At 68.8% G+C, this 18606-nt stretch carries 16 protein-coding genes; 4 read left to right on the forward strand and 12 right to left on the reverse strand.

Annotated features, from left to right (window positions below; translation table 11 throughout):
• Nucleotides 1-21 precede the first annotated feature (21 nt).
• The 8 genes from murD to AC3ENX_RS09515 all read right to left on the reverse strand — a co-directional run bounded on the left by murD (nt 22) and on the right by AC3ENX_RS09515 (nt 8526).
• On the reverse strand, nt 22-1551 hold the full coding sequence (gene murD / locus AC3ENX_RS09480) for a UDP-N-acetylmuramoyl-L-alanine--D-glutamate ligase (RefSeq protein WP_434811708.1): 1530 nt from the start codon (nt 1549-1551) through the stop codon (nt 22-24).
• A complete protein-coding gene (gene mraY / locus AC3ENX_RS09485) occupies nt 1533-2642 on the reverse strand; it encodes a phospho-N-acetylmuramoyl-pentapeptide-transferase (protein ID WP_434811639.1) in 1110 nt (369 codons plus the stop codon). Before mraY ends, murD begins: the two co-directional genes overlap by 19 nt.
• The gene (locus tag AC3ENX_RS09490; RefSeq protein ID WP_434811640.1) at nt 2639-4051 is read right to left on the reverse strand and encodes a UDP-N-acetylmuramoyl-tripeptide--D-alanyl-D-alanine ligase; all 1413 of its coding nucleotides are present in this window, start codon (nt 4049-4051) and stop codon (nt 2639-2641) included. Before AC3ENX_RS09490 ends, mraY begins: the two co-directional genes overlap by 4 nt.
• A gap of 46 nt (nt 4052-4097) precedes the next feature.
• Nucleotides 4098-5909: a peptidoglycan D,D-transpeptidase FtsI family protein gene (locus AC3ENX_RS09495; protein ID WP_434811641.1), complete on the reverse strand. Its 1812-nt coding sequence runs from the start codon at nt 5907-5909 to the stop codon at nt 4098-4100.
• Between the two features lie 5 nt (nt 5910-5914).
• Complete coding sequence (gene ftsL, locus AC3ENX_RS09500) at nt 5915-6499, reverse strand: cell division protein FtsL (protein ID WP_434811642.1); 585 nt, start codon at nt 6497-6499, stop codon at nt 5915-5917.
• The gene (gene rsmH / locus AC3ENX_RS09505; protein WP_434811643.1) at nt 6496-7455 is read right to left on the reverse strand and encodes a 16S rRNA (cytosine(1402)-N(4))-methyltransferase RsmH; all 960 of its coding nucleotides are present in this window, start codon (nt 7453-7455) and stop codon (nt 6496-6498) included. The genes ftsL and rsmH overlap by 4 nt, the downstream gene beginning before the upstream one ends.
• A gap of 100 nt (nt 7456-7555) precedes the next feature.
• Nucleotides 7556-7987 carry a division/cell wall cluster transcriptional repressor MraZ gene (gene mraZ / locus AC3ENX_RS09510; protein ID WP_434811644.1) on the reverse strand — a complete coding sequence of 144 codons (432 nt, stop codon included), beginning with the start codon at nt 7985-7987 and terminating at the stop codon, nt 7556-7558.
• Between the two features lie 164 nt (nt 7988-8151).
• Complete coding sequence (locus AC3ENX_RS09515) at nt 8152-8526, reverse strand: DUF3040 domain-containing protein (RefSeq protein WP_434811645.1); 375 nt, start codon at nt 8524-8526, stop codon at nt 8152-8154.
• Between the two features lie 69 nt (nt 8527-8595).
• Here AC3ENX_RS09515 and AC3ENX_RS09520 point away from each other — a divergent pair, with 69 nt between their 5' ends.
• Nucleotides 8596-9684 (forward strand): polyprenyl synthetase family protein, encoded by a 1089-nt coding sequence (locus AC3ENX_RS09520; RefSeq protein WP_434811646.1) that lies wholly within the window; start codon nt 8596-8598, stop codon nt 9682-9684.
• Between the two features lie 29 nt (nt 9685-9713).
• Here the strand turns inward: AC3ENX_RS09520 and AC3ENX_RS09525 are convergent, their stop codons facing one another.
• On the reverse strand, nt 9714-10049 hold the full coding sequence (locus AC3ENX_RS09525; protein ID WP_434811647.1) for an Rv2175c family DNA-binding protein: 336 nt from the start codon (nt 10047-10049) through the stop codon (nt 9714-9716).
• 152 nt (nt 10050-10201) lie between these two features.
• On the opposite strand from AC3ENX_RS09525, the gene AC3ENX_RS09530 reads away from it, so the two are divergent.
• Together AC3ENX_RS09530 and pknB are read left to right on the forward strand one after the other, a co-directional pair.
• Nucleotides 10202-11392: a LysM peptidoglycan-binding domain-containing protein gene (locus AC3ENX_RS09530; protein ID WP_434811648.1), complete on the forward strand. Its 1191-nt coding sequence runs from the start codon at nt 10202-10204 to the stop codon at nt 11390-11392.
• A 60-nt stretch (nt 11393-11452) separates the two neighbouring features.
• Nucleotides 11453-13393: a Stk1 family PASTA domain-containing Ser/Thr kinase gene (gene pknB / locus AC3ENX_RS09535; protein ID WP_434811649.1), complete on the forward strand. Its 1941-nt coding sequence runs from the start codon at nt 11453-11455 to the stop codon at nt 13391-13393.
• Between the two features lie 121 nt (nt 13394-13514).
• Here pknB and AC3ENX_RS09540 read toward each other — a convergent pair whose 3' ends face one another.
• From AC3ENX_RS09540 to AC3ENX_RS09550, 3 genes are read right to left on the reverse strand one after another with little or no spacing between them, the layout of a single operon-like run.
• Nucleotides 13515-14849, reverse strand: coding sequence for a class II 3-deoxy-7-phosphoheptulonate synthase (locus tag AC3ENX_RS09540; protein ID WP_434811650.1), 1335 nt, complete (start codon nt 14847-14849; stop codon nt 13515-13517).
• Nucleotides 14850-14899: 50 nt separating this feature from the next.
• On the reverse strand, nt 14900-15580 hold the full coding sequence (locus AC3ENX_RS09545) for a lysophospholipid acyltransferase family protein (protein WP_434811651.1): 681 nt from the start codon (nt 15578-15580) through the stop codon (nt 14900-14902).
• Nucleotides 15581-15582: 2 nt separating this feature from the next.
• On the reverse strand, nt 15583-16518 hold the full coding sequence (locus AC3ENX_RS09550) for an ROK family protein (protein ID WP_434811652.1): 936 nt from the start codon (nt 16516-16518) through the stop codon (nt 15583-15585).
• Between the two features lie 158 nt (nt 16519-16676).
• Between AC3ENX_RS09550 and AC3ENX_RS09555 the strand changes: the two genes are divergently transcribed.
• Entirely contained in the window at nt 16677-18512 is a 1836-nt protein-coding gene (locus AC3ENX_RS09555; RefSeq protein ID WP_434811653.1) for an AMP-dependent synthetase/ligase, read from the forward strand.
• Nucleotides 18513-18606: the final 94 nt, after the last annotated feature.

Below are 18606 nucleotides of genomic sequence, written 5' to 3' on the forward strand. Positions count from 1 at the left end.
GCCTCCCGCCCTCTCCGTCGGCTACTGCGTGCGGCCGATCCATTCCTTCACGGCCGCTGCGAACCTGTCTCCGCGATCCGTGTAGGACGCGAACTGGTCGAACGATGCAGCCGCCGGTGCCAGGAGCACGGTGTCCCCATCGCCGGCGACCTGTGCCGCCAGTTCGACGACCCGTGTCATGACGTCTTCAGTTTCAGCCGCGTCGACCTCGAACAGCGGCACCGCCGGCGCGTGTCGCGCGAACGCCGCCGTGATCTCGGTGCGGTCGACGCCGATCACGATCACCGCCTTGGCACTGCCGCCGCGTGCGGCGACGAGGTCGGTCACGTCGACGCCTTTCAGCAGTCCGCCGACGACCCAGACGGCGCCGGGGTTCGCGACCAGCGACGACGACGCGGCGTGCGGGTTCGTCGCCTTGGAATCGTTGATCCAGGTGACGCCGCCCGCGACGGCGACGACCTCGATGCGGTGCGGGTCGAGTCGGAAGGTGCGCAGGGCGTCGCGGATCGCAATGGGCTCGACGCCCAGCGACCGGGCGAGGGCCGAGGCTGCCAGGATGTTCGCCACGATGTGCGGTGCGCCCAGTCCCCGCTGGGCGAGGTCGGCAGCGGTGCACAGCTCGAGCGCGCTCGTGTGGCGGTCGGGGTGGAATGCGCGGTCGACGAGGATGCCGTCGACGACACCCAGGTCGCTCGGGCCTGGCGTGCCGAGGTCGAAGCCGATCGCCCGGCACCCCTCGACGACGTCGGCGTCTTCGACCATCTCGCGCGTGGCGGCGTCGGCCTTGTTGTAGACGCACGCGACGCGGGTCTGGTTGTAGACGAACGCCTTGGCATCCCGATAGGCCTGGAACGACCCGTGCCACTGCAGGTGGTCGTCGGCGAGGTTGAGGCACACACTCGCGTGGGGCGAGAGCGGTTCGGGGCCGGTCTGCAGGCTCAGGTACCAGAGCTGGTGGCTCGACAGTTCGACGACGAGCACGTCGAACCCGGCGGGGTCGCGCACGGCGTCGAGCACGGGAACGCCGATGTTGCCGCAGGGGGCTGCACGCAGGCCGCCCGCGACCAGCATGGACGCTGTCAGGTTCGTGGTGGTCGTCTTGCCGTTCGTCCCGGTGATGAGCACCCAGTCGGCAGGCGTGCCGTCAGCGCGCACGACCTTGTCGCGCACACGCCAGGCGAGTTCGATGTCGCCCCACAGCGGGATGCCGCGCTCCCTCGCCCAGGCGATCACTGGATGATGCGGCGCGAACCCGGGCGACGCGATGATCACCTCGGGGTCGTGGGCCGAGACGGCATCCGGTACCGCGTCGAGCGGTCCCGCGTGCAGTCGCGCGCCGATGACCGGGATGAGCGTCGCGTACTCCTCGTCGGCACGCTCGGTCGCCACCAACACGTCGGCGCCGAGTTCGGCGAGCGTGTCGGCGACCGAGAATCCGGTCATGGACAGGCCGAGCACGACGACGCGCAGGCCCTTCCAGTCGCTGTGCCAACTCGTCAGGGCGTCCAGGCGCGACGCACCCGCGTCGCCGGTCACAGCGCCGCCAGCCAGGCCACGTAGAACAGCCCGACGCCGGTGACGGCGAGCATGCCCGCGATGATCCACATGCGCACGACGATCGAGACCTCGGGCCAGCCGCGCATCTCGAGGTGGTGGTGGAACGGCGTCATGAGGAACAGCCGCTTTCCGCCGGTCGCCTTGAAGTAGTAGCGCTGCAGCAGCACCGACCCGGGCCCGATGATGAAGATGCCGGCGATGATGACGGCGAGCACCTCGGTGCGCGAGAGGATCGACATCGCGGCGATGACGCCGCCGATGGCCATGGATCCGGTGTCGCCCATGAAGATCTTCGCCTTCGGCGCATTCCACCACAGGAACCCGACGAGTGCGCCCACGAACGAAGCGGCGATGATCGTGAGGTCCATCGGGTCGCGCGTGTCGTAGCAGGCGGCCTGGTAGGCCGTCACGAGCGCGCCGCTCGTGCACCGCTGTTGGAACTGCCAGAACGTGACGAGGCTGTACGCGGAGATCGTGAAGATGCCGGCGCCGGTCGCGAGGCCGTCCAGGCCGTCGGTCACGTTGGTCGAGTTCGACCAGGCGACGGTGAGGAAGGACGTCCACACGAGGTAGAGGATCCATCCGACGACGGCGCCCAGCGCCATGAAGCTCAGAGCGGAGATGTCGCGGAACAGCGAGATGTACGGCGAACCGGGGGTTTCTCCGACCGCGTTGGGAAAGTTGAGCGCGACGATGCCGAAGGGCACCGCGACGATGATCTGGCCGACGATCTTGCGCCACCCCGACAGCCCGAGGCTGCGCTGCTGGCGCACCTTCATGAAGTCGTCGATGAAGCCGATCGCGCCAAGGCCGACCATCATCCAGATGACGAGGATGCCGGAGATCGTGGGGGGCGACCCGCCCGTGAACGTGCCGACGAGATAGCCGGTGATCGCTCCTGCGATGAAGACGAGCCCGCCCATCGTGGGCGTGCCGCGCTTCGCGCCGTGCGACGGGTTGGCGGGGTCTTCGGGCGTGCGGATGACCTGCCCCCAGCCGAGCTTCTCGAACAGCCGGATGAACAGCGGTGTGAGGAACAGGGTGAAGGCGAGCGAGATCGTCGCGGCGGCAAGGAGTGATCTCACGAGAACGATTCTCCCAGACGATCGCCCAGATGCCGGAGGCCGGCACTGTTGGAGGACTTCACGAGCACACGGTCACCGTCGCGGAGTTCGCCCACAAGGTAGTCGTAGGCCTCGTCGGCCGTCGTGAAGAAGACGGCCTCACCGTCCCACGATCCTTCGCCGACGGCAGCGAGGAACAACCGGCGCGCCTCGGTGCCGACGACGACGATCCGCTCGATCCTCAGACGCACGGCGAGCAGCCCGACACGATCGTGCTCCTCCCCCGCATACTCACCCAGTTCGCTCATCGCGCCGAGGACGGCGACCTTGCGCTGGCCGGGGCCGGTGATCTGAGCGAGGGTGCGAAGGGCCGCAGCCATCGAGTCGGGGCTCGCGTTGTACGCGTCGTTGATGATGCGGATGCGGTCGGACCCGAGCGGCTGCATGCGCCACCGCTCGGCGATCTCGACGGTCTCCAATCGGGCGATGCCGTCGGCGAGCGGCACGCCGAGCACCTGCGCCGCCGTCAGCGCCGCGAGGGCGTTCATGACGTGATGCTCGCCCAGCACGCGCAGTCGCAGCGGCAGGGTCTCCTCGGTCGTGACGACGGTCGCGGTCGTGCCGGCATCCGTGACCGCGACATCGTCTCCGCGCACCTCGGCAGCGGTGCCGCGGCCGAACCAGCGGACCGAGACGCCGCGCGCTTCGGCGACGGCGGCCATCGTCGCGACCCGCGGGTCATCGGCGTTGAGTACGGCGACACCGCCCGGGCGGACCGCCTCGACGAGTTCGGTCTTGGCCTTGAGGGTCGCCTCGACGCCGCCGAACCCGCCCGCGTGGGCGAGCCCGACCATCAGCACGACCCCCACGTCGGGTGTGACGAGGCCCGCGAGGCGTGCGATCTGTCCGGGGCCCGCGGCACCGAACTCACTCACCAGGTAGCGGGTGTCGTCGGTCACGCGCAGCATCGTCAGTGGCGCGCCGACCTCGTTGTTGTACGACGCCCGCGGCGCGACGGTCTCGCCTTCGTCCTGCAGGATGCGCGCGAGCAGGTTCTTGGTGGTCGTCTTGCCGTTGGATCCGGTGATGCCGACGATTTTGAGGCGGCCGTGGGCACGAACCCTCCCCACGACCTCGCGCGCGAGGTCGGCGAGAGCGGCGACGACGTCGGCGACGACGATCTGGCTGATCGGCGCATCGACCGCGCGTTCGACGAGCGCCAACGTCGCGCCGGCCGCGGCGACGTCGGGGACGAAGCGGTGTCCGTCGGTGACTTCTCCGGGCTTGGCGGCGAAGATGTCGCCGGGTCCGATCTCGCGGGAGTCGGTGTCGACGGTGCCGTCGACGACCGTTTCGGCGGTGTCTTCGCCTGCGGTGTGGAGCGTGCCGCCGACGGCGTGCGCCACCTCGGCCAGCGTCATGCGGATCATGCTGCGGATACCTCTCGCGCGTGCCCGCGCGTCATCTCGTTCTCGCTCACCGGGTCACCGGGAGCAGCGGGGTCTCGGAGTCGGACGGCATGATGCGGTAGTGCTTGAGCACCTGCGTCATGGCCTTCTTGAACGCCGAGCGGTTCGCCGACGACATCCGCACCTTTCGGGGCTCGTCGAAGACCGTCAGAACAACATACTGCGGATCATCTGCGGGGGCGTAGCCGACCAGCGACGTGAAGTAGAGACCGTTCTTGTATCCGCCGTTGCCGTCGGAGACCTGCGCCGTTCCGGTCTTGCCCGCCATCCGGTAGCCGTCGATCGCGATGTCTTCGGCGAGCGTGCCCTGCGTGAACACGTTCTCGAGCATGAGGCTCACCGTCTCGGCCGTGTCCTCCTCGATGACGCGCTCGGGTTCGCCGGCATCCATCTCGACGACCGTCCCGTCGGGCTTGGTGCACGACTCGACGAGTGACAGCGGCATGCGCACGCCGCCGTTCGCGATCGTCTGGTAGACGCTCGCGACTTGGGGCACCGTGACCGTGAAGGCCTGGCCGAACGTGGTCGTGTAGTACGTCTGGTTGTCCCACTGGTCGGTCGGGATGTACGTGCCGTCGGGCTCGCCCGACCAGTCGAGCTCGGTGCCCTCACCGACGCCGAACTTCTGCAGGTACTCGAGGCGCGTCTCGGGGTCGACGAGCGCGCCGAACTGCGACATCGCCGTGTTGGACGAGTTCACGAGGCCCCCGGTGAGGGTCATGTTCTGCGTCGCGTGCTTCTCGGAGTCGTTGATCACGGCGCCGTTGGGGAACTCGATGCGGTCGGGGGCGACGACGGTCGAGTTCGGTGTGAGCCCAGCCTGTTCGATCGCGGTGGCGGCCGTGACGGGCTTGAACGTCGAGCCCGGTTCGTACGAGTAGCGCAGCAGACGCGACGCGCGGTCTTCGGGGTCGGAGGCGCCGACGTCGTTGGGGTCGACGGTGGGTGCTTCGGCGAGGGCGCGGATCTTTCCGGTCGCGACTTCGAGCACGACGATCCCGCCCCACTCCGCGTTGAGCCGTTGCGTCTCTTCGGCGATGAGCTGCTGCATGTACCACTGCAGGTCTGCGTCGATGGTGAGCTGTAGCGTGCCGCCGTCGACGGCCGCCGTGGTCTGCTCGGTTCCGGGGATGATGACACCGTCGGCACCGCGCTGGTAGGTGACTTGACCGTCGGTCGCGGCGAGACAGTCGTTCTGAAGCGCCTCGAGGCCCTCCAGTGCGTCCCCGTCGGATCCGGTGAAGCCGATGATGTTCCCCGCGACCGCGCCCGACGGATACGTGCGGGACGGGTGTTCCGGGAACGTGAGGAACGGCAGGTCGAGCTCAGCCAGTGCCCGGTACTGCTCCGTGGAGACGTACCGCTTGATGTACGCGAAGCGCGAGGCGGCGTCTTCTGCCAGGGCATCGGTGACGATCGCCTCGACGTCGTGAGGGCTCTGCTCGGTGACCTCCGCGATCTGCGTCGCCACCTCGCTCCAGGTCGTGCGCAGCGGCTGCCCGTCGTCACCGGTGACGGCGACCCCGTCCTCGTCGGTGACCGCGACGCCGTCAGCGGCCAGCAGCGGGTCGACCTGCACGTCGTAGAGCATCGTGCTCGTCGCGAGCACCGATCCGGTCGTGTCGACGATCTCGCCTCGGGTGCCGTTGAGCTCGGCGACCTTCTCGGTCGCGATCGCGCGCGCGTCGGAGATGTGGTCGTTCGCGTTGACGACCTGGATGTCGACGAGGCGGATGACGAATGCGGCAAGCACCACGAGGACGACGGCCAGGGCGACGACCGTTCGACGACGCTGGCTTCGGGTTGCTCGTGTCGTCATGCTTCTCAGTGTGTGTCGGGAGTCGGAAGACCCTCGCTGATCGGCGGGGGTGTCGCCGTATTGGTCAGGAGACTCTCATCAACGGTCGCGGCACCGTCGAGGCTGGCGCTCGGGTCGGTGACCAACGGCACACCGGCGATGAGCGCGTTGCCGACGGCCGCCTTGTTGAGCGCGTTGACGGCCGACGAGCCGGATGCCGCTTCTCCGGCACCGATGATCTCGCCGTCGCTCAGGCGCAGGTAGTTCGGTGTCTGACCCGTCACCATGCCGAGGGCCGACGCGTTGGCGGCGAGGTACTGCGGCGAACTGAGACCGGCGACCTCATCGGCGAGCATCTGCTTCTGCCAGTCGAGGTCGCGCTGCTGCGAGGACAGCGCGGCGAGCTCGTACGAGCTCTGCGTCGTGAGGATCGACAGGCCCATCTGGGCTGCGCCGATCGCGACCGCACCGCAGACCGCGATCACGCCGTACAGCAGTCGCGGTCGTCGAGCGCGCGCGGGCTGGTCGACGGCGCGCAGACCGCGCCGGGGGTCGACGTCGGTCGTGCGACCGGGACGTGCCGGGATGGTGTTCCACGCGGTGGCGCTCATGCCGTCTCCCTCAGCCGCTCGGCGGCACGCAGCCGCACGGGTGTGGCGCGCGGGTTGCGCGCGCGTTCTTCTTCGGAGGCCAGTTCGGCCCCCTTGGTCAGCAGCCGGAAGCGCGGTGCGTGTTCCGGCAGCTCCACCGGGAGTCCGGCGGGTGCGGTCGATGCGGACGCGTCGGCGAACAGCCGCTTGACGAGCCGGTCTTCGAGCGACTGGTAGCTCATGACGACGATGCGGCCGCCGACGGGCAGCAACCCCATCGCCGCGGGCATCGCGTCTTCGAGGGCGGCCAGTTCGGCATTGACCTCGATGCGCAGCGCTTGGAAGACGCGCTTGGCGGGGTGTCCGCTGCGCTCGCGCTGCACGGCGGCCGGCGTTGCGGCGACGAGCACCTCGACGAGGCGCGCCGACCGTGTGATCGGCTCGCTGCGTCGGGCCTCGAGGATCGCGCGGGCGTATCGCCCCGCGAGCTTCTCTTCGCCGTATCGCTCGAAGATGCGCCGCAGGTCGCCCTCGCCGTAGGTGGCGAGGATGTCGGCCGCCGTGACGCCGGCGGTCTGATCCATCCGCATGTCCAGCGGCGCGTCCTGCGAATAGGCGAATCCGCGTTCGGCCTCGTCGAGCTGCAGTGATGAGACGCCGAGGTCGAAGAGGATGCCGTCGACCTTGTCGCGACCGGTGCTGCGAACGGCTGCGTCGATGCCGTCGTAGACGGTGTGCACGAGTGTGACGCGGTCACTGAACCGGGCGAGCCGCTCCCCCGCGATGCGCAGTGCGTCGGTGTCGCGGTCGAGCCCGATCAGGTGGATGTCGGCGAAACGCTCCAGGAGCGCCTCGGAGTGCCCGCCCATGCCTTCGGTGGCGTCGACGAGCACGGCGCCGGGGCGGGTGAGCGCAGGCGCCAGCAGCTCGACGCAGCGGTCGAGCAGCACGGGGGTGTGGATGTCGCGGAGGTTCATGATGAGCGGGGCTTGGGATCCGGGACCCTGATCCCCATCCGCTCCGACCTGGCACCGGGGAAGTGTGTCAGGGCGTGCGGCTGGGAGTCACGGCCGAGGATCAGAACAGGCCGGGGATCACCTCCTCCTCCATGTCGGAGTAGACGTCTTCGTGTCCGGCGGCGTAGGCGTTCCACGCGTCGGCGTTCCAGATCTCGGCGTGGTCGCCGACTCCGGTGACGATGAGTTCGCGCTCGAGGCTCGCGTACGTGCGCAGGTGGGGCGGAATGGTGATGCGGTTCTGGCTGTCGGTCTTCTCCGCGCTCGCCCCGGCCAGGAACATGCGCTGAAAGCCGCGGGCGTTCTTGTTGGTCAGCGGCGCTTCGCGGATCTTCTCGTACTGGCGCTCGAACTCCTTCTCGCTGAAGAGGAACAGGCAGCGGTCCTGACCGCGCGTGACGACGACGCTCGAGCCGAGGTCGTCGCGGAACTTCGACGGGAGGATGACGCGGCCCTTGTCGTCGAGCTTGGGAGTGTGCGTGCCCAACAGCATCGGACCCACCACCCCATTTCCCGTCCGGCCGATTCAGGATGTCGCCACTTTACTCCACTTTCCTCCACTTCACTATCGATTTCTGGGCCGGTCTCCCCCAGGGCACGAAAAAAAGGCACCGACCCGGAGGTCGGTGCCCTGGAAGGCTGCGGAGCGCTGGTGCGTCAGCGCCCGTCTTGGCGCTTGTCCCAGCGATCGTTCATGCGATCCATGAACGAGGTGGAGGAAGGTGGAGCGGTCTTGCGGGTGGGCGTCGACGCCGCTCGCGCCCTGCCCGAGACGCCCTTGGTCGGCGTGACGGCGAGCACGACACCCGCGACCATCACGACGAACGCGAGCACGCCGACGATGATCAGACTCGTCGAGACGCCGACGATCAGCCCGGCGATGCCGGCGAGGACGAGGATCGTGCCGTAGACGATGTTGCGGTAGCTGAGCGACTGCCCTTCGCGGGGCGCACTCACGACATCGGCGTCATTGCGCATGAGATGGCGTTCCATCTCGTCGAGCAGACGCTGTTCCTGTTCTGACAGCGGCATGCTTGCCCCCTCGTCGGCGGTGGTTCGGTCCTTCATTGTACGCGTGCGTACGAGAACTAGGCTAGGCCCGTGACCCCCTCTGCAGACCCGATCGAGGCCGTTTCTCAGCGACTGGAGAGGTTCACCTCAGCCCAGGCGGATGCCGTCGCCGGCATGGGCGCCGAAGCGGCCGGACTCGTCGCCGACGCAGTCGCCTGCCTGCAGGGCGGCAAGCGGCTGCGCGCACGCTTCTGCATCACCGGGTGGCAGAGCGTCGCCGAGCATTCCGCGCGCGGCACGACTCCCGACGACAGCGTCGTGACGGCGGCATCCGCGCTCGAGATCTTCCAGGCCGCCGCGCTCGTCCACGACGATCTCATCGACAACTCCGACACCCGCCGCGGGCGCCCCTCCGCGCACCGCCGACTCGAGGCGGCTCACCGTGCCGCCGGATGGGCGGGCGATGCCGAGGCGTTCGGACGGGCGGCATCCGTTCTGCTCGGCGACCTGCTCGTCGCGTGGAGCGACGACCTGCTCGAAGAGGGTCTGCGCGACGCGACGTATGCCGCCGATGCCCGCACCGCGTACGGCGTCATGCGCCGCGACGTGACGGTGGGGCAGTTCTTGGACATCGCCGAGGAGGCCGCCTACCTCACCGCCGACGACGCCGAGCAGGCTGCGCGCGCGCTGCGCATCGCCTCACTGAAGTCCGCGCGGTACAGCGTGCAGCAGCCGCTGCTGATCGGTGCGGCACTGGCCGGTGCCACGCCGGCACAGCACGACGCACTGTCGGCGTTCGGCCACCCCATCGGCCTCGCCTTCCAGCTACGCGACGACGTGCTCGGGGTGTTCGGCGACGAAGCGGTCACCGGCAAGCCCAGCGGCGACGACCTTCGCGAAGGAAAGCGCACCCTGCTCATCGCGTACGCGCGCGAGGCACTGCCCTCCGGCCCGCGGCGCGTACTCGACGAACTGCTCGGCGACCCCGCGCTCGATGCCGGCCAGATCGCGTCACTGCAGCAGACGATCATCGACACCGGCGCCCTCGCACGGGTCGAGTCGCACATCGCCGAGTACTCCCTCGAAGCCGACCGCGCGCTGCGCGGCGCACCGCTGGGCTCCTCGGCTGTCGGTCGCCTGCGAGACCTGGCGCTGGCGGCGACGAAGCGCGCGGCCTAGTCGCGAGCCGTCGCTGGTGCGCAGACGCGTCAGGCGAGCGCCTGCGCGACGCGTCGGACTTCGCTCTTGCGTCCAGCCAGCAGCGCCTCGATCGGCGCGAGCCCGATGGACTCCTCGGGCGTGAGCAGCCAGTCGATGGCTTCGTCATCGCTGAATCCTGCGTCTTGCAGCACGATGACGGTGCCGCGCAGCGATCCGAGGGGGTGGTCCTCGACGAGGAAGACCGCCGGAATCTGGAACGGGCCGTTGCGTCGTGATCCGATGAGCTGGCGCTCGTCAAGGAGACGCCGCACACGCCCGAGGGACTCCCCCGTGCGCTCCACGACATCGGCGAGGGTGAGCCAGTCCGTTGCAGTCTTCGTCACGCTCCCATGATGTCACCCGTGCACGGCCGCTCAGAACCCGACGACGCAGGGCGGCCACATGACACAAGTCTCATTCGTCACTCCTTTATCATCAGTTGACACCTGTTTACTTCCGTGACACGGTGGCGGAGGTCGAAACGAGGGGGACGCTCTTGAGCCGTCAGCACACCGCTGCCACATCCGCCACCCGGATCCGCGCCTATGCGCCTGCCGCCGTGGTCGGGTCCATCGCCCTGTCACTCACGGTCGCACCGGCCGCAGAGGCGGCACCGCGGGAGTCGGTGCGCCCCGGCATCCAGCCGCTCGCGGCGACCCGCACCCCGGTCGTCACCACCGTTCGCGCCGCGGCGACCGCGCCCGCCGCCCGCTCCCACACGGTCGCCGCCGGTGACACGGTCAGCAGCATCGCGGCGCGCTACGGCCTGCGCACGGCAGACGTCCTCGCGTGGAACGACCTCGGTTGGAGCTCGACGATCTTCCCCGGCCAGAAGCTGCGGCTGTCGGCGACCGGCTCGACGACGAGCGCTTCGACGACCTCGAAGACGGCGCCTGCGGCATCCACCTCGACGTACACGGTGCGCTCGGGTGACACGCTGTGGGCGATCGCGCAGAAGAAGAAGGTGTCCCTCTCCGCACTGCGGTCGGCGAACAAGCTGACATCCTCGTCGCTCATCCACCCGGGCCAGAAGCTCAGCATCCCCGGCTCCGTGTCGGGCGCGTCGACCTCCACGCCGGCGTCGTCGACGGCACCGTCCGCACCCGCGGCGTCGTCGAGCGCCAAGCGCACGCACACCGTGCAGGCCGGCGACACCATGTGGGCCATCGCGAACGCCAACGGCATCGCCGTCTCGACCCTGCTCGCGGCCAACGACCTGCAGCCGTCGTCGATCATCTATCCCGGCCAGAAGCTCACGATCCCCGCGAAGAACGCGACCGGCCTCGACGCCGAGCAGACCCGCAACGCGCAGATCATCATCCAGGCGGGCCGCGACCGCGGCGTCTCGGACCGTGGCATCGCGATCGCCCTGGCCACCGCGATGGTCGAGTCATGGATGCGCAACCTCGACTGGGGCGACCGTGACTCGCTCGGACTCTTCCAGCAGCGCCCGAGCGCGGGCTGGGGAACCGACGCACAGGTGCAGGATCCGCACCGCGCGGCCGCAGCGTTCTACGGCGGCCCGTACGATCCCAACGGCGACCGCACGCGCGGGCTGCTCGACATCCCCGGCTGGCAGTCGATGGACTTCACCGACGCCGCCCAGGCGGTGCAGGTGTCTGCCTACCCCGACCGCTACGGCCAGTGGGAGAAGAAGGCGTACTCCTGGCTCGCAGCCCTGGGCTGATCCGCGAGCAGGGGTGAGCCGCTGCCCGGGGTCGGGGCCCTCGCTCCGTAGAATCTCCACGTGAGCACGAGCCAGCAGACCGACCCGCTGATCGGCCGTCTGGTCGACGGTCGGTACCGCGTGCGTGCTCGCATTGCCCGCGGCGGCATGGCCACCGTATACGTGGCCACCGACCTTCGCCTCGAGCGTCGCGTGGCCCTCAAGGTGATGCACGGCCACCTCTCCGACGACACCGTCTTTCAGGGGCGCTTCATCCAAGAGGCGCGCGCTGCGGCACGCCTGGCCGACCCGCACGTTGTGAACGTGTTCGACCAGGGCCAGGACGGCGAGATGGCGTATCTCGTCATGGAGTACCTGCCCGGCATCACCATGCGAGAACTGCTGCGCGAACAGCGTCGCCTGTCGATCCCGCAGACGATCACGATCATGGATGCCGTCCTCTCCGGTCTCGCCGCCGCACACCGCGCCGGGATCGTTCACCGCGACGTCAAACCCGAGAACGTGCTGCTCGCCGAAGACGGCCGCATCAAGATCGGCGACTTCGGTCTGGCGCGCGCAACGAGCGCGAACACGGCGACCGGGCAGATGCTGCTCGGCACCATCGCGTATCTGGCCCCCGAACTCGTCACCCGGGGCACCGCGGATGCGCGCAGCGACATCTACGCGCTCGGCATCATGCTGTACGAGATGCTCGTCGGCGAGCAGCCCTACAAGGGCGAGCAGCCGATGCAGATCGCCTACCAGCACGCGACGGACTCGGTCCCCCGCCCGTCGGCGAAGAACCCCGGCGTCCCCGAGCCGCTCGACGAGCTCGTGCTCTGGGCCACCGAGCGCGAACCCGATGAGCGCCCCGTGGACGCGAAGGCCATGCTCGACCGCCTGCGCGAGATCGAGAAGCAGCTCGGCGTGTTCCCGCAGGTCGTGCGCACGGCCGCCGTCGGCACGGGCGTGATCGCAGTCGACGACGGCGTCGATTCTGGCGAGCTCACCAAGGTGCTGCCCGGCACGTTCACCGCCCCGACCGTCACCCCGGCCGCCGACAACGCGACGCGCCTGCGCGCTCGCACCCGCCGCAGCGCGATCAAGGGCGGCTGGCTGCTGCTGCTCGTGCTGTTGCTGGCGACCGCTTCCGGCGGCGCCGGCTGGTGGTTCGGCTCGGGTCCCGGCTCACTCATCGCGGTGCCGAGCATCTCGGGTGGGACCTACGACGAGGCGGCCGCTGAGCTTTCAGCCCTGTCGCTCCGAGCCGCGCCCGGCGAGGATTACAGCCTCGAGGTGCCGCAGGGCGAGGTCATCGGCACCGACCCCGGAGCGGGTACCCGCGTCGAGAAGGACAGCTCGGTCGAGGTGATCGTCTCGCTGGGCCCGGCATCGGCCGACCTGCCCAAGATGCAGGGCATGACTGAGGACGAGGCCACGCAGGCCCTCGCCGACGTCAATATCGAAGTCGTCGATCGGCCCACCTACTTCACCGACTTCGACGACGGCATCGTCGTGCGCGTGTATGTGACGCAGGCCGAAGGGGAAGAGCCGGTTCAGTGCACCGAGGGCTGCACCGTGCTGCAGGGCTCGACCGCGCAGTTGCGCCTGTCACTCGGCCCCGTCCCCGACGTCGTCGGTGAGTCCGTCGACAGTGCGACGAGCACGCTCGAGGGTGTCGACCTGGTGGTCGCCACCACCGAGGAGTACAGCAGCGAGGTCGAGCAGGGCCGCGTCATCCGCATGCTCGAACGCGACGGCGGCGGCAACTTCCGCCCGGGCGACACCGTCACCCTCGTGATCTCCAAAGGGCCGCAGCTCTTCGAGATCCCGAACGTCGTCGGCATGACCCGCGACGAAGCGAAGGCAACGCTCGATGGTGCTGGCTTCGCATTCTCTTACGCGCCGTTCTGGGACGCACTCCTCGATGAGTTCACCGAGGTGACGGGCCAGAACCCAGGCGGCGGCGACTGGCAGCCCCACGGCACGACGGTGAATATCGAGATCACCGGATCGCTCTGACCGGTCTCGATACACCGCGGCGTTGCCGCGGCACTCGACCACCGGGATCCGCCGCGGGACGTCTCCGGCGGTTGCGTGTCCGCGCGCAGCGCGGGTGTATCGAAACCCCCGGCGCGGGGCGTCAGAGCTTTTCGAGCTCTTCGGCGACGAGGAATGCGAGCTCGAGGCTCTGCATGTGGTTCAGCCGCGGGTCGCAGAGGCTCTCGTAGCGGGTCGCGAGGGTGTTCTCGTCGATCTGCTCCGAGCCGCCCAGACACTCCGTGACGTCGTCTCCGGTCAGCTCGACGTGGATGCCGCCGGGGAACGTGCCGACGGCGCGGTGGGCCTCGAAGAAGCCGCGCACCTCGTCGACGACGTCGTCGAAACGACGGGTCTTGTAGCCGTTGGGCGTCGTGATGCCGTTGCCGTGCATGGGGTCGGTGACCCACAGCGGCGTCGCGCCGGCATCCTTCACGGCCTGCAGCAGCGGCGGCAGTGCGTCGCGGATCTTGCCGGCACCCATGCGCGTGATGAACGTCAGGCGGCCGGGCTCGCGCTCGGGGTCGAGCTTGTCGATCAGCGCCAGCGCCGTCTCGGGCGTCGTGGACGGACCGAGCTTCACCCCGATGGGGTTGCGGATCTTCGAGAAGTAGTCGACGTGCGCACCGTCGAGCTCGCGGGTGCGCTCCCCGATCCACAGGAAGTGCGCCGACGTGTTGTACGGCGTGGCCGTGCGCGAGTCGATGCGCGTCATCGGGCGCTCATAGTCCATGAGCAGACCCTCGTGGCCGGTGTAGAACTCGACGCCGCGCAGCTCGTCGAAGTTGGCGCCGGCGGCCTCCATGAACTTGATGGCCCGGTCGATCTCGGTCGCGAGGCGCTCGTAGCGGGCGTTGGCGGGGTTGCCCGCGAAGCCCTTGTTCCACGAGTGCACCTCGCGCAGGTCGGCGAACCCACCCTGCGTGAACGCACGGATGAGGTTCAGCGTCGACGCCGCGGTGTGGTACCCCTTCAGCAGGCGCTGCGGGTCGGCCGCGCGCGACGCTTCGGTGAAGTCGTAGCCGTTGACGATGTCGCCGCGGTACGCCGGCAGCGTCACGTCGCCACGCGTCTCCGTGTCGGACGAACGGGGCTTGGCGAACTGGCCCGCCATGCGGCCCATCTTCACGACCGGCATCGACGCGCCATAGGTCAGGACGACCGCCATCTGCAGCACCGTCTTGATGCGGTTGCGGATCTGCTCGGCGGTGGCGCCGGCGAACGTCTCGGCGCAGTCGCCGCCCTGCAGCAGGAACGCGTTGCCGCTCGCGGCACGGGCCAGGCGGTCGCGCAGCATGTCGACCTCGCCGGCGAAGACCAGCGGCGGCAGCGAGGCGATCTCAGAGGAGACAGCCGCTACGGCGTCGAGGTCGGTCCAGGAGGGCTGCTGCTTGATGGGAAGCGCACGCCACGAATCGAGGTCGAGAGGGGTCGGCACCCGGCAAGTCTAGTCGCGCGAACCGATGCCCCGGACCGGATGACGGCGACTCAAGCGGGCTTGCGGTCCTTGACGGTCGACGCGTACACGTCGTCGTACTCCTGCTCCCCCAGACGCTGCAGGGCGACCATGATCTCGTCGGTGACCGAGCGCAGGATGTAGCGGTCGCCTTCCATGCCCTGAAAGCGCGAGAAGTCGAGCGGTTCGCCGATGACCATGCCGACCCTGCCGACCCGCGGGATGCTGCGGCCGATGGGCATGATCTTGCCGGTGTCGACCATCACGACGGGGATGACGGGCACGTGCGCCTCGAGCGCCATGCGCGCGAGCCCCGTGCGTCCGCGGTACAGCTTGCCGTCGGGGCTGCGGGTGCCCTCGGGGTAGATGCCGAGCAGGTCACCGCGGCCGAGCACCTGCAGACCGGTGTTCAGCGACGCCTCCGATGCCCTGCCCCCGGTGCGGTCGATCGGAATCTGGCCCGTCGCCTTCATGAAGACTCGCGTCGCCCAGCCCTTGATGCCCGTGCCCGTGAAGTAGTCGCTCTTGGCGAGGAACGACATCGGGCGGTCGATCATCAGCGGCAGGAAGATGGAGTCGCTCACCGACAGATGGTTGGATGCCAGGATCGCGGCCCCGGTCGCGGGCACGTTGTTTCGCCCCACGATCCAGGGCCGGAAGATCGCCTTCAGGACGGGCCCGATGACGATGTACTTCATGATCCAGTAGAACATCGTCAGACGCGTCCTCCGGCGAGGTCGGCGACGCCGATGAGCCCGGCATCGTTGACGAGCTCGGCGATGGCGAAGGTCGCCACAGGACGCTCGCCATAGCCGGGGACCGACGTCGAGTAGGCCGCCTTGACGGGATCGAGCAGGCGATCGCCGAGGGCAGCGACACCGCCGCCGATGACGAACAGTTCGGGGTCGAGGATCGCCTGGAACTCACCGCACGATTCACCGAGCGCGGTGGCGACCTTGCCGAGCGCTTCGAGCGCGCCCGGGTCATCGGCCAGCACGAGCTGAGAGATGGCGGGGCCGTGGATGCGACCGTCTTCGCTTCGGGCGGCATCCAGTGCGGCACCGATGCCGCCGGTCGCGGCGATCTGCTCGGCTTCGACCTGCAGGGCCCGGCCCGACGCGTACTGCTCGAGGCAGCCGTACTGTCCGCAGCCGCAGCGACGGCCGCCGCGCACGAACCGGATGTGCCCGAGTTCAGCGCCGATGCCGTTGCCGCCGACGAGCAGTTCACCGTCGGTGACGACGGCTCCCCCGACACCCGTGCCGAGGGTCAGCATGACCATGTTGCGCGAACCGCGTCCTGCGCCGAAGCGGTACTCGGCCCATCCCGCCGCGTTCGCGTCGTTCTCGAGCGTCACGGGGCGACCGATGCGACGTTCGAGTTCGTCGCGCAGCGGTTCGTTGGTCCAGTCGATGTTCGGCGCGTGCAGGATGACGGCGCGGGCGGCGTCGATGAAGCCGGCCGCGGCGACACCGACGGCGTGCACCTCGTGGCGCGACGCCAGGTCGGCGACCATGGCTGCGACGGTGTCGGCGAGCTCGCTCGCATCGGTGGGCGTCGCCACCCGTGTCTGTTCGACGATGGTTCCGTCTTCGGCGACGACGCCGCCTGCGATCTTGGTTCCACCGATGTCGATTCCGACGTTGAGCACGCCACTCCCCTCAGCTGCGCACGGCACGCAGGCATCGGTGAAGTCTATTGCGCGGGACGGGTGCGTCGCAGAACTGTGGACTCGGTTCCGCATCGGTCTACACTCGATCCCAACCCGTCAATCCCGACGCCGCACCGGTACCGAAGGAGTTGCCGCCCATGAGCGCCGCCCAGTTCGAAGTCCCCGCGATCGTTCCCGCCGACCCGGAGGCGAACGTGACCGACCTCCTCGTCGAGCGCGTGAAAGCGACGCCCTCCCTCGCCCTGTTCGGTGTGCCCGACGGCGACGGCTGGCGCGACATCACCGCCGCCGACTTCCAGACCGAAGTGATCGCCCTCGCGAAGGGCTTCGCGGCCGCCGGCATCGAGCCCGGCGACAAGGTCGCCTTCATCGCCCGCACGACCTACGACTGGACCCTCGTCGACTTCGCCCTCTTCTTCGCGGGCGCTGTCATGGTGCCGGTGTACGAGACGAGCTCCGCGTCGCAGATCCACTGGATCCTGTCGGACTCGGGCGCGATCGCCGTCATCTCCGAATCGGCGGAGCATGCCGCCCGCGTCGACGAAGTGCGTGGCGAACTGCCGCTCATCCGCGAGGCCTGGACGATGCAGTCGGGCGACCTCGACGCACTGCGTGCCAAGGGCGCCGACGTCACCGACGAAGAGATCGAGCGTCGCCGCAACATCGCGGTGGGCTCGGACATCGCCACCCTCATCTACACGTCCGGCTCGACCGGACGCCCGAAGGGATGCGTGCTCACGCACAGCAACTTCGTCGAGCTCTCCCGCAACTCCGCGAAGGCGCTCGACGAGGTCGTGAGCATGCCGGGTGCCTCGACTCTGCTGTTCATCACGACGGCGCACGTGTTCGCCCGCTTCATCTCGATCCTCGCCATCCACGCGGGTGTGCGCACCGGCCACCAGCCCGACACGAAGCAGCTGCTGCCCGCACTCGGCTCGTTCAAGCCCACGTTCCTGCTCGCCGTCCCGCGCGTGTTCGAAAAGGTCTACAACTCCGCCGAGCAGAAGGCTGAAGCGGGCGGCAAGGGCAAGATCTTCCGCGCCGCCGCCGCAACGGCGATCGAGCACTCGAAGGCGCTCGAAGAGGGCACGAAGCCTGGATTCCTCACGAACCTGAAGTTCAAGGTGTTCGACAAGCTCGTCTACAGCAAGCTGCGCGAGGCCATGGGCGGCAACGTCCGCTACGCGGTCTCGGGCTCGGCACCGCTCGGCGCACGCCTCGGCCACTTCTTCCACAGCCTCGGCGTCGTCATCCTCGAGGGCTACGGCCTGACCGAGACGACCGCTCCCGCAACGGTGAACCTCGCCAACAAGTCGAAGATCGGCACCGTCGGCCCCGCGCTCCCGGGTGTCGGTCTGCGCCTGGCCGATGACGGCGAGATCGAGGTCAAGGGCATCAACGTCTTCAAGGAGTACTGGAAGAACCCCGAGGCCACCGCCGAGGCCTTCCACGACGGCTGGTTCAAGACCGGCGACATCGGCTCGTTCGACGCCGAGGGCTTCTTGACCATCACGGGTCGCAAGAAGGAGATCATCGTCACGGCGGGCGGCAAGAACGTCGCACCCGCGGCGCTCGAAGACCCCATCCGCGCCAACCCGATCGTCGGTCAGGTCGTCGTCGTCGGCGACCAGAAGCCGTTCATCTCCGCACTCGTCACCCTCGACCCCGAGATGCTCCCGACGTGGCTGGCCAACAACGGCCTGCCCGAGAACATGTCGCTGACCGACGCGGCGAACAACGACAAGGTGCGCGCCGAGGTGCAGACCGCCGTCGACCGCGCCAACAAGGGCGTCTCGCGCGCCGAGTCGATCCGCAAGTTCACGATCCTCGACACGGAGTGGACCGAGGCCAGCGGCCACCTCACCCCGAAGATGAGCATCAAGCGCAACATCATCCTGAAGGACTTCCAGGGCGCGATCGACGAGATCTACGACGTACCGGTCTCGACCACCAACGTCGCCCTCGGCGGCTAGGTTTCGATACACCGCGGCTGCGCCGCGGCACTCAACCACCGAGGTCAGTCGCTTCCGGTGGTCGAGTGCCCGCGCGCAGCGCGGGTGTATCGAG

It is taken from the genome of Microbacterium sp. bgisy189 (genome assembly GCF_057707225.1).

What these genes read in the sequence shown, in the direction of transcription:
- AC3ENX_RS09545 (WP_434811651.1), bottom strand. Translation starts at nt 15,580, where the DNA reads ATGTTCTACTGGATCATGAAGTACATCGTCATCGGGCCCGTCCTGAAG.
- ftsL (WP_434811642.1), bottom strand. Translation starts at nt 6,499, where the DNA reads ATGAGCGCCACCGCGTGGAACACCATCCCGGCACGTCCCGGTCGCACG.
- AC3ENX_RS09495 (WP_434811641.1), bottom strand. Translation starts at nt 5,909, where the DNA reads ATGACGACACGAGCAACCCGAAGCCAGCGTCGTCGAACGGTCGTCGCC.
- AC3ENX_RS09490 (WP_434811640.1), bottom strand. Translation starts at nt 4,051, where the DNA reads ATGATCCGCATGACGCTGGCCGAGGTGGCGCACGCCGTCGGCGGCACG.
- rsmH (WP_434811643.1), bottom strand. Translation starts at nt 7,455, where the DNA reads ATGAACCTCCGCGACATCCACACCCCCGTGCTGCTCGACCGCTGCGTC.
- AC3ENX_RS09515 (WP_434811645.1), bottom strand. Translation starts at nt 8,526, where the DNA reads ATGCCGCTGTCAGAACAGGAACAGCGTCTGCTCGACGAGATGGAACGC.
- AC3ENX_RS09555 (WP_434811653.1), top strand. Translation starts at nt 16,677, where the DNA reads ATGAGCGCCGCCCAGTTCGAAGTCCCCGCGATCGTTCCCGCCGACCCG.
- mraZ (WP_434811644.1), bottom strand. Translation starts at nt 7,987, where the DNA reads ATGCTGTTGGGCACGCACACTCCCAAGCTCGACGACAAGGGCCGCGTC.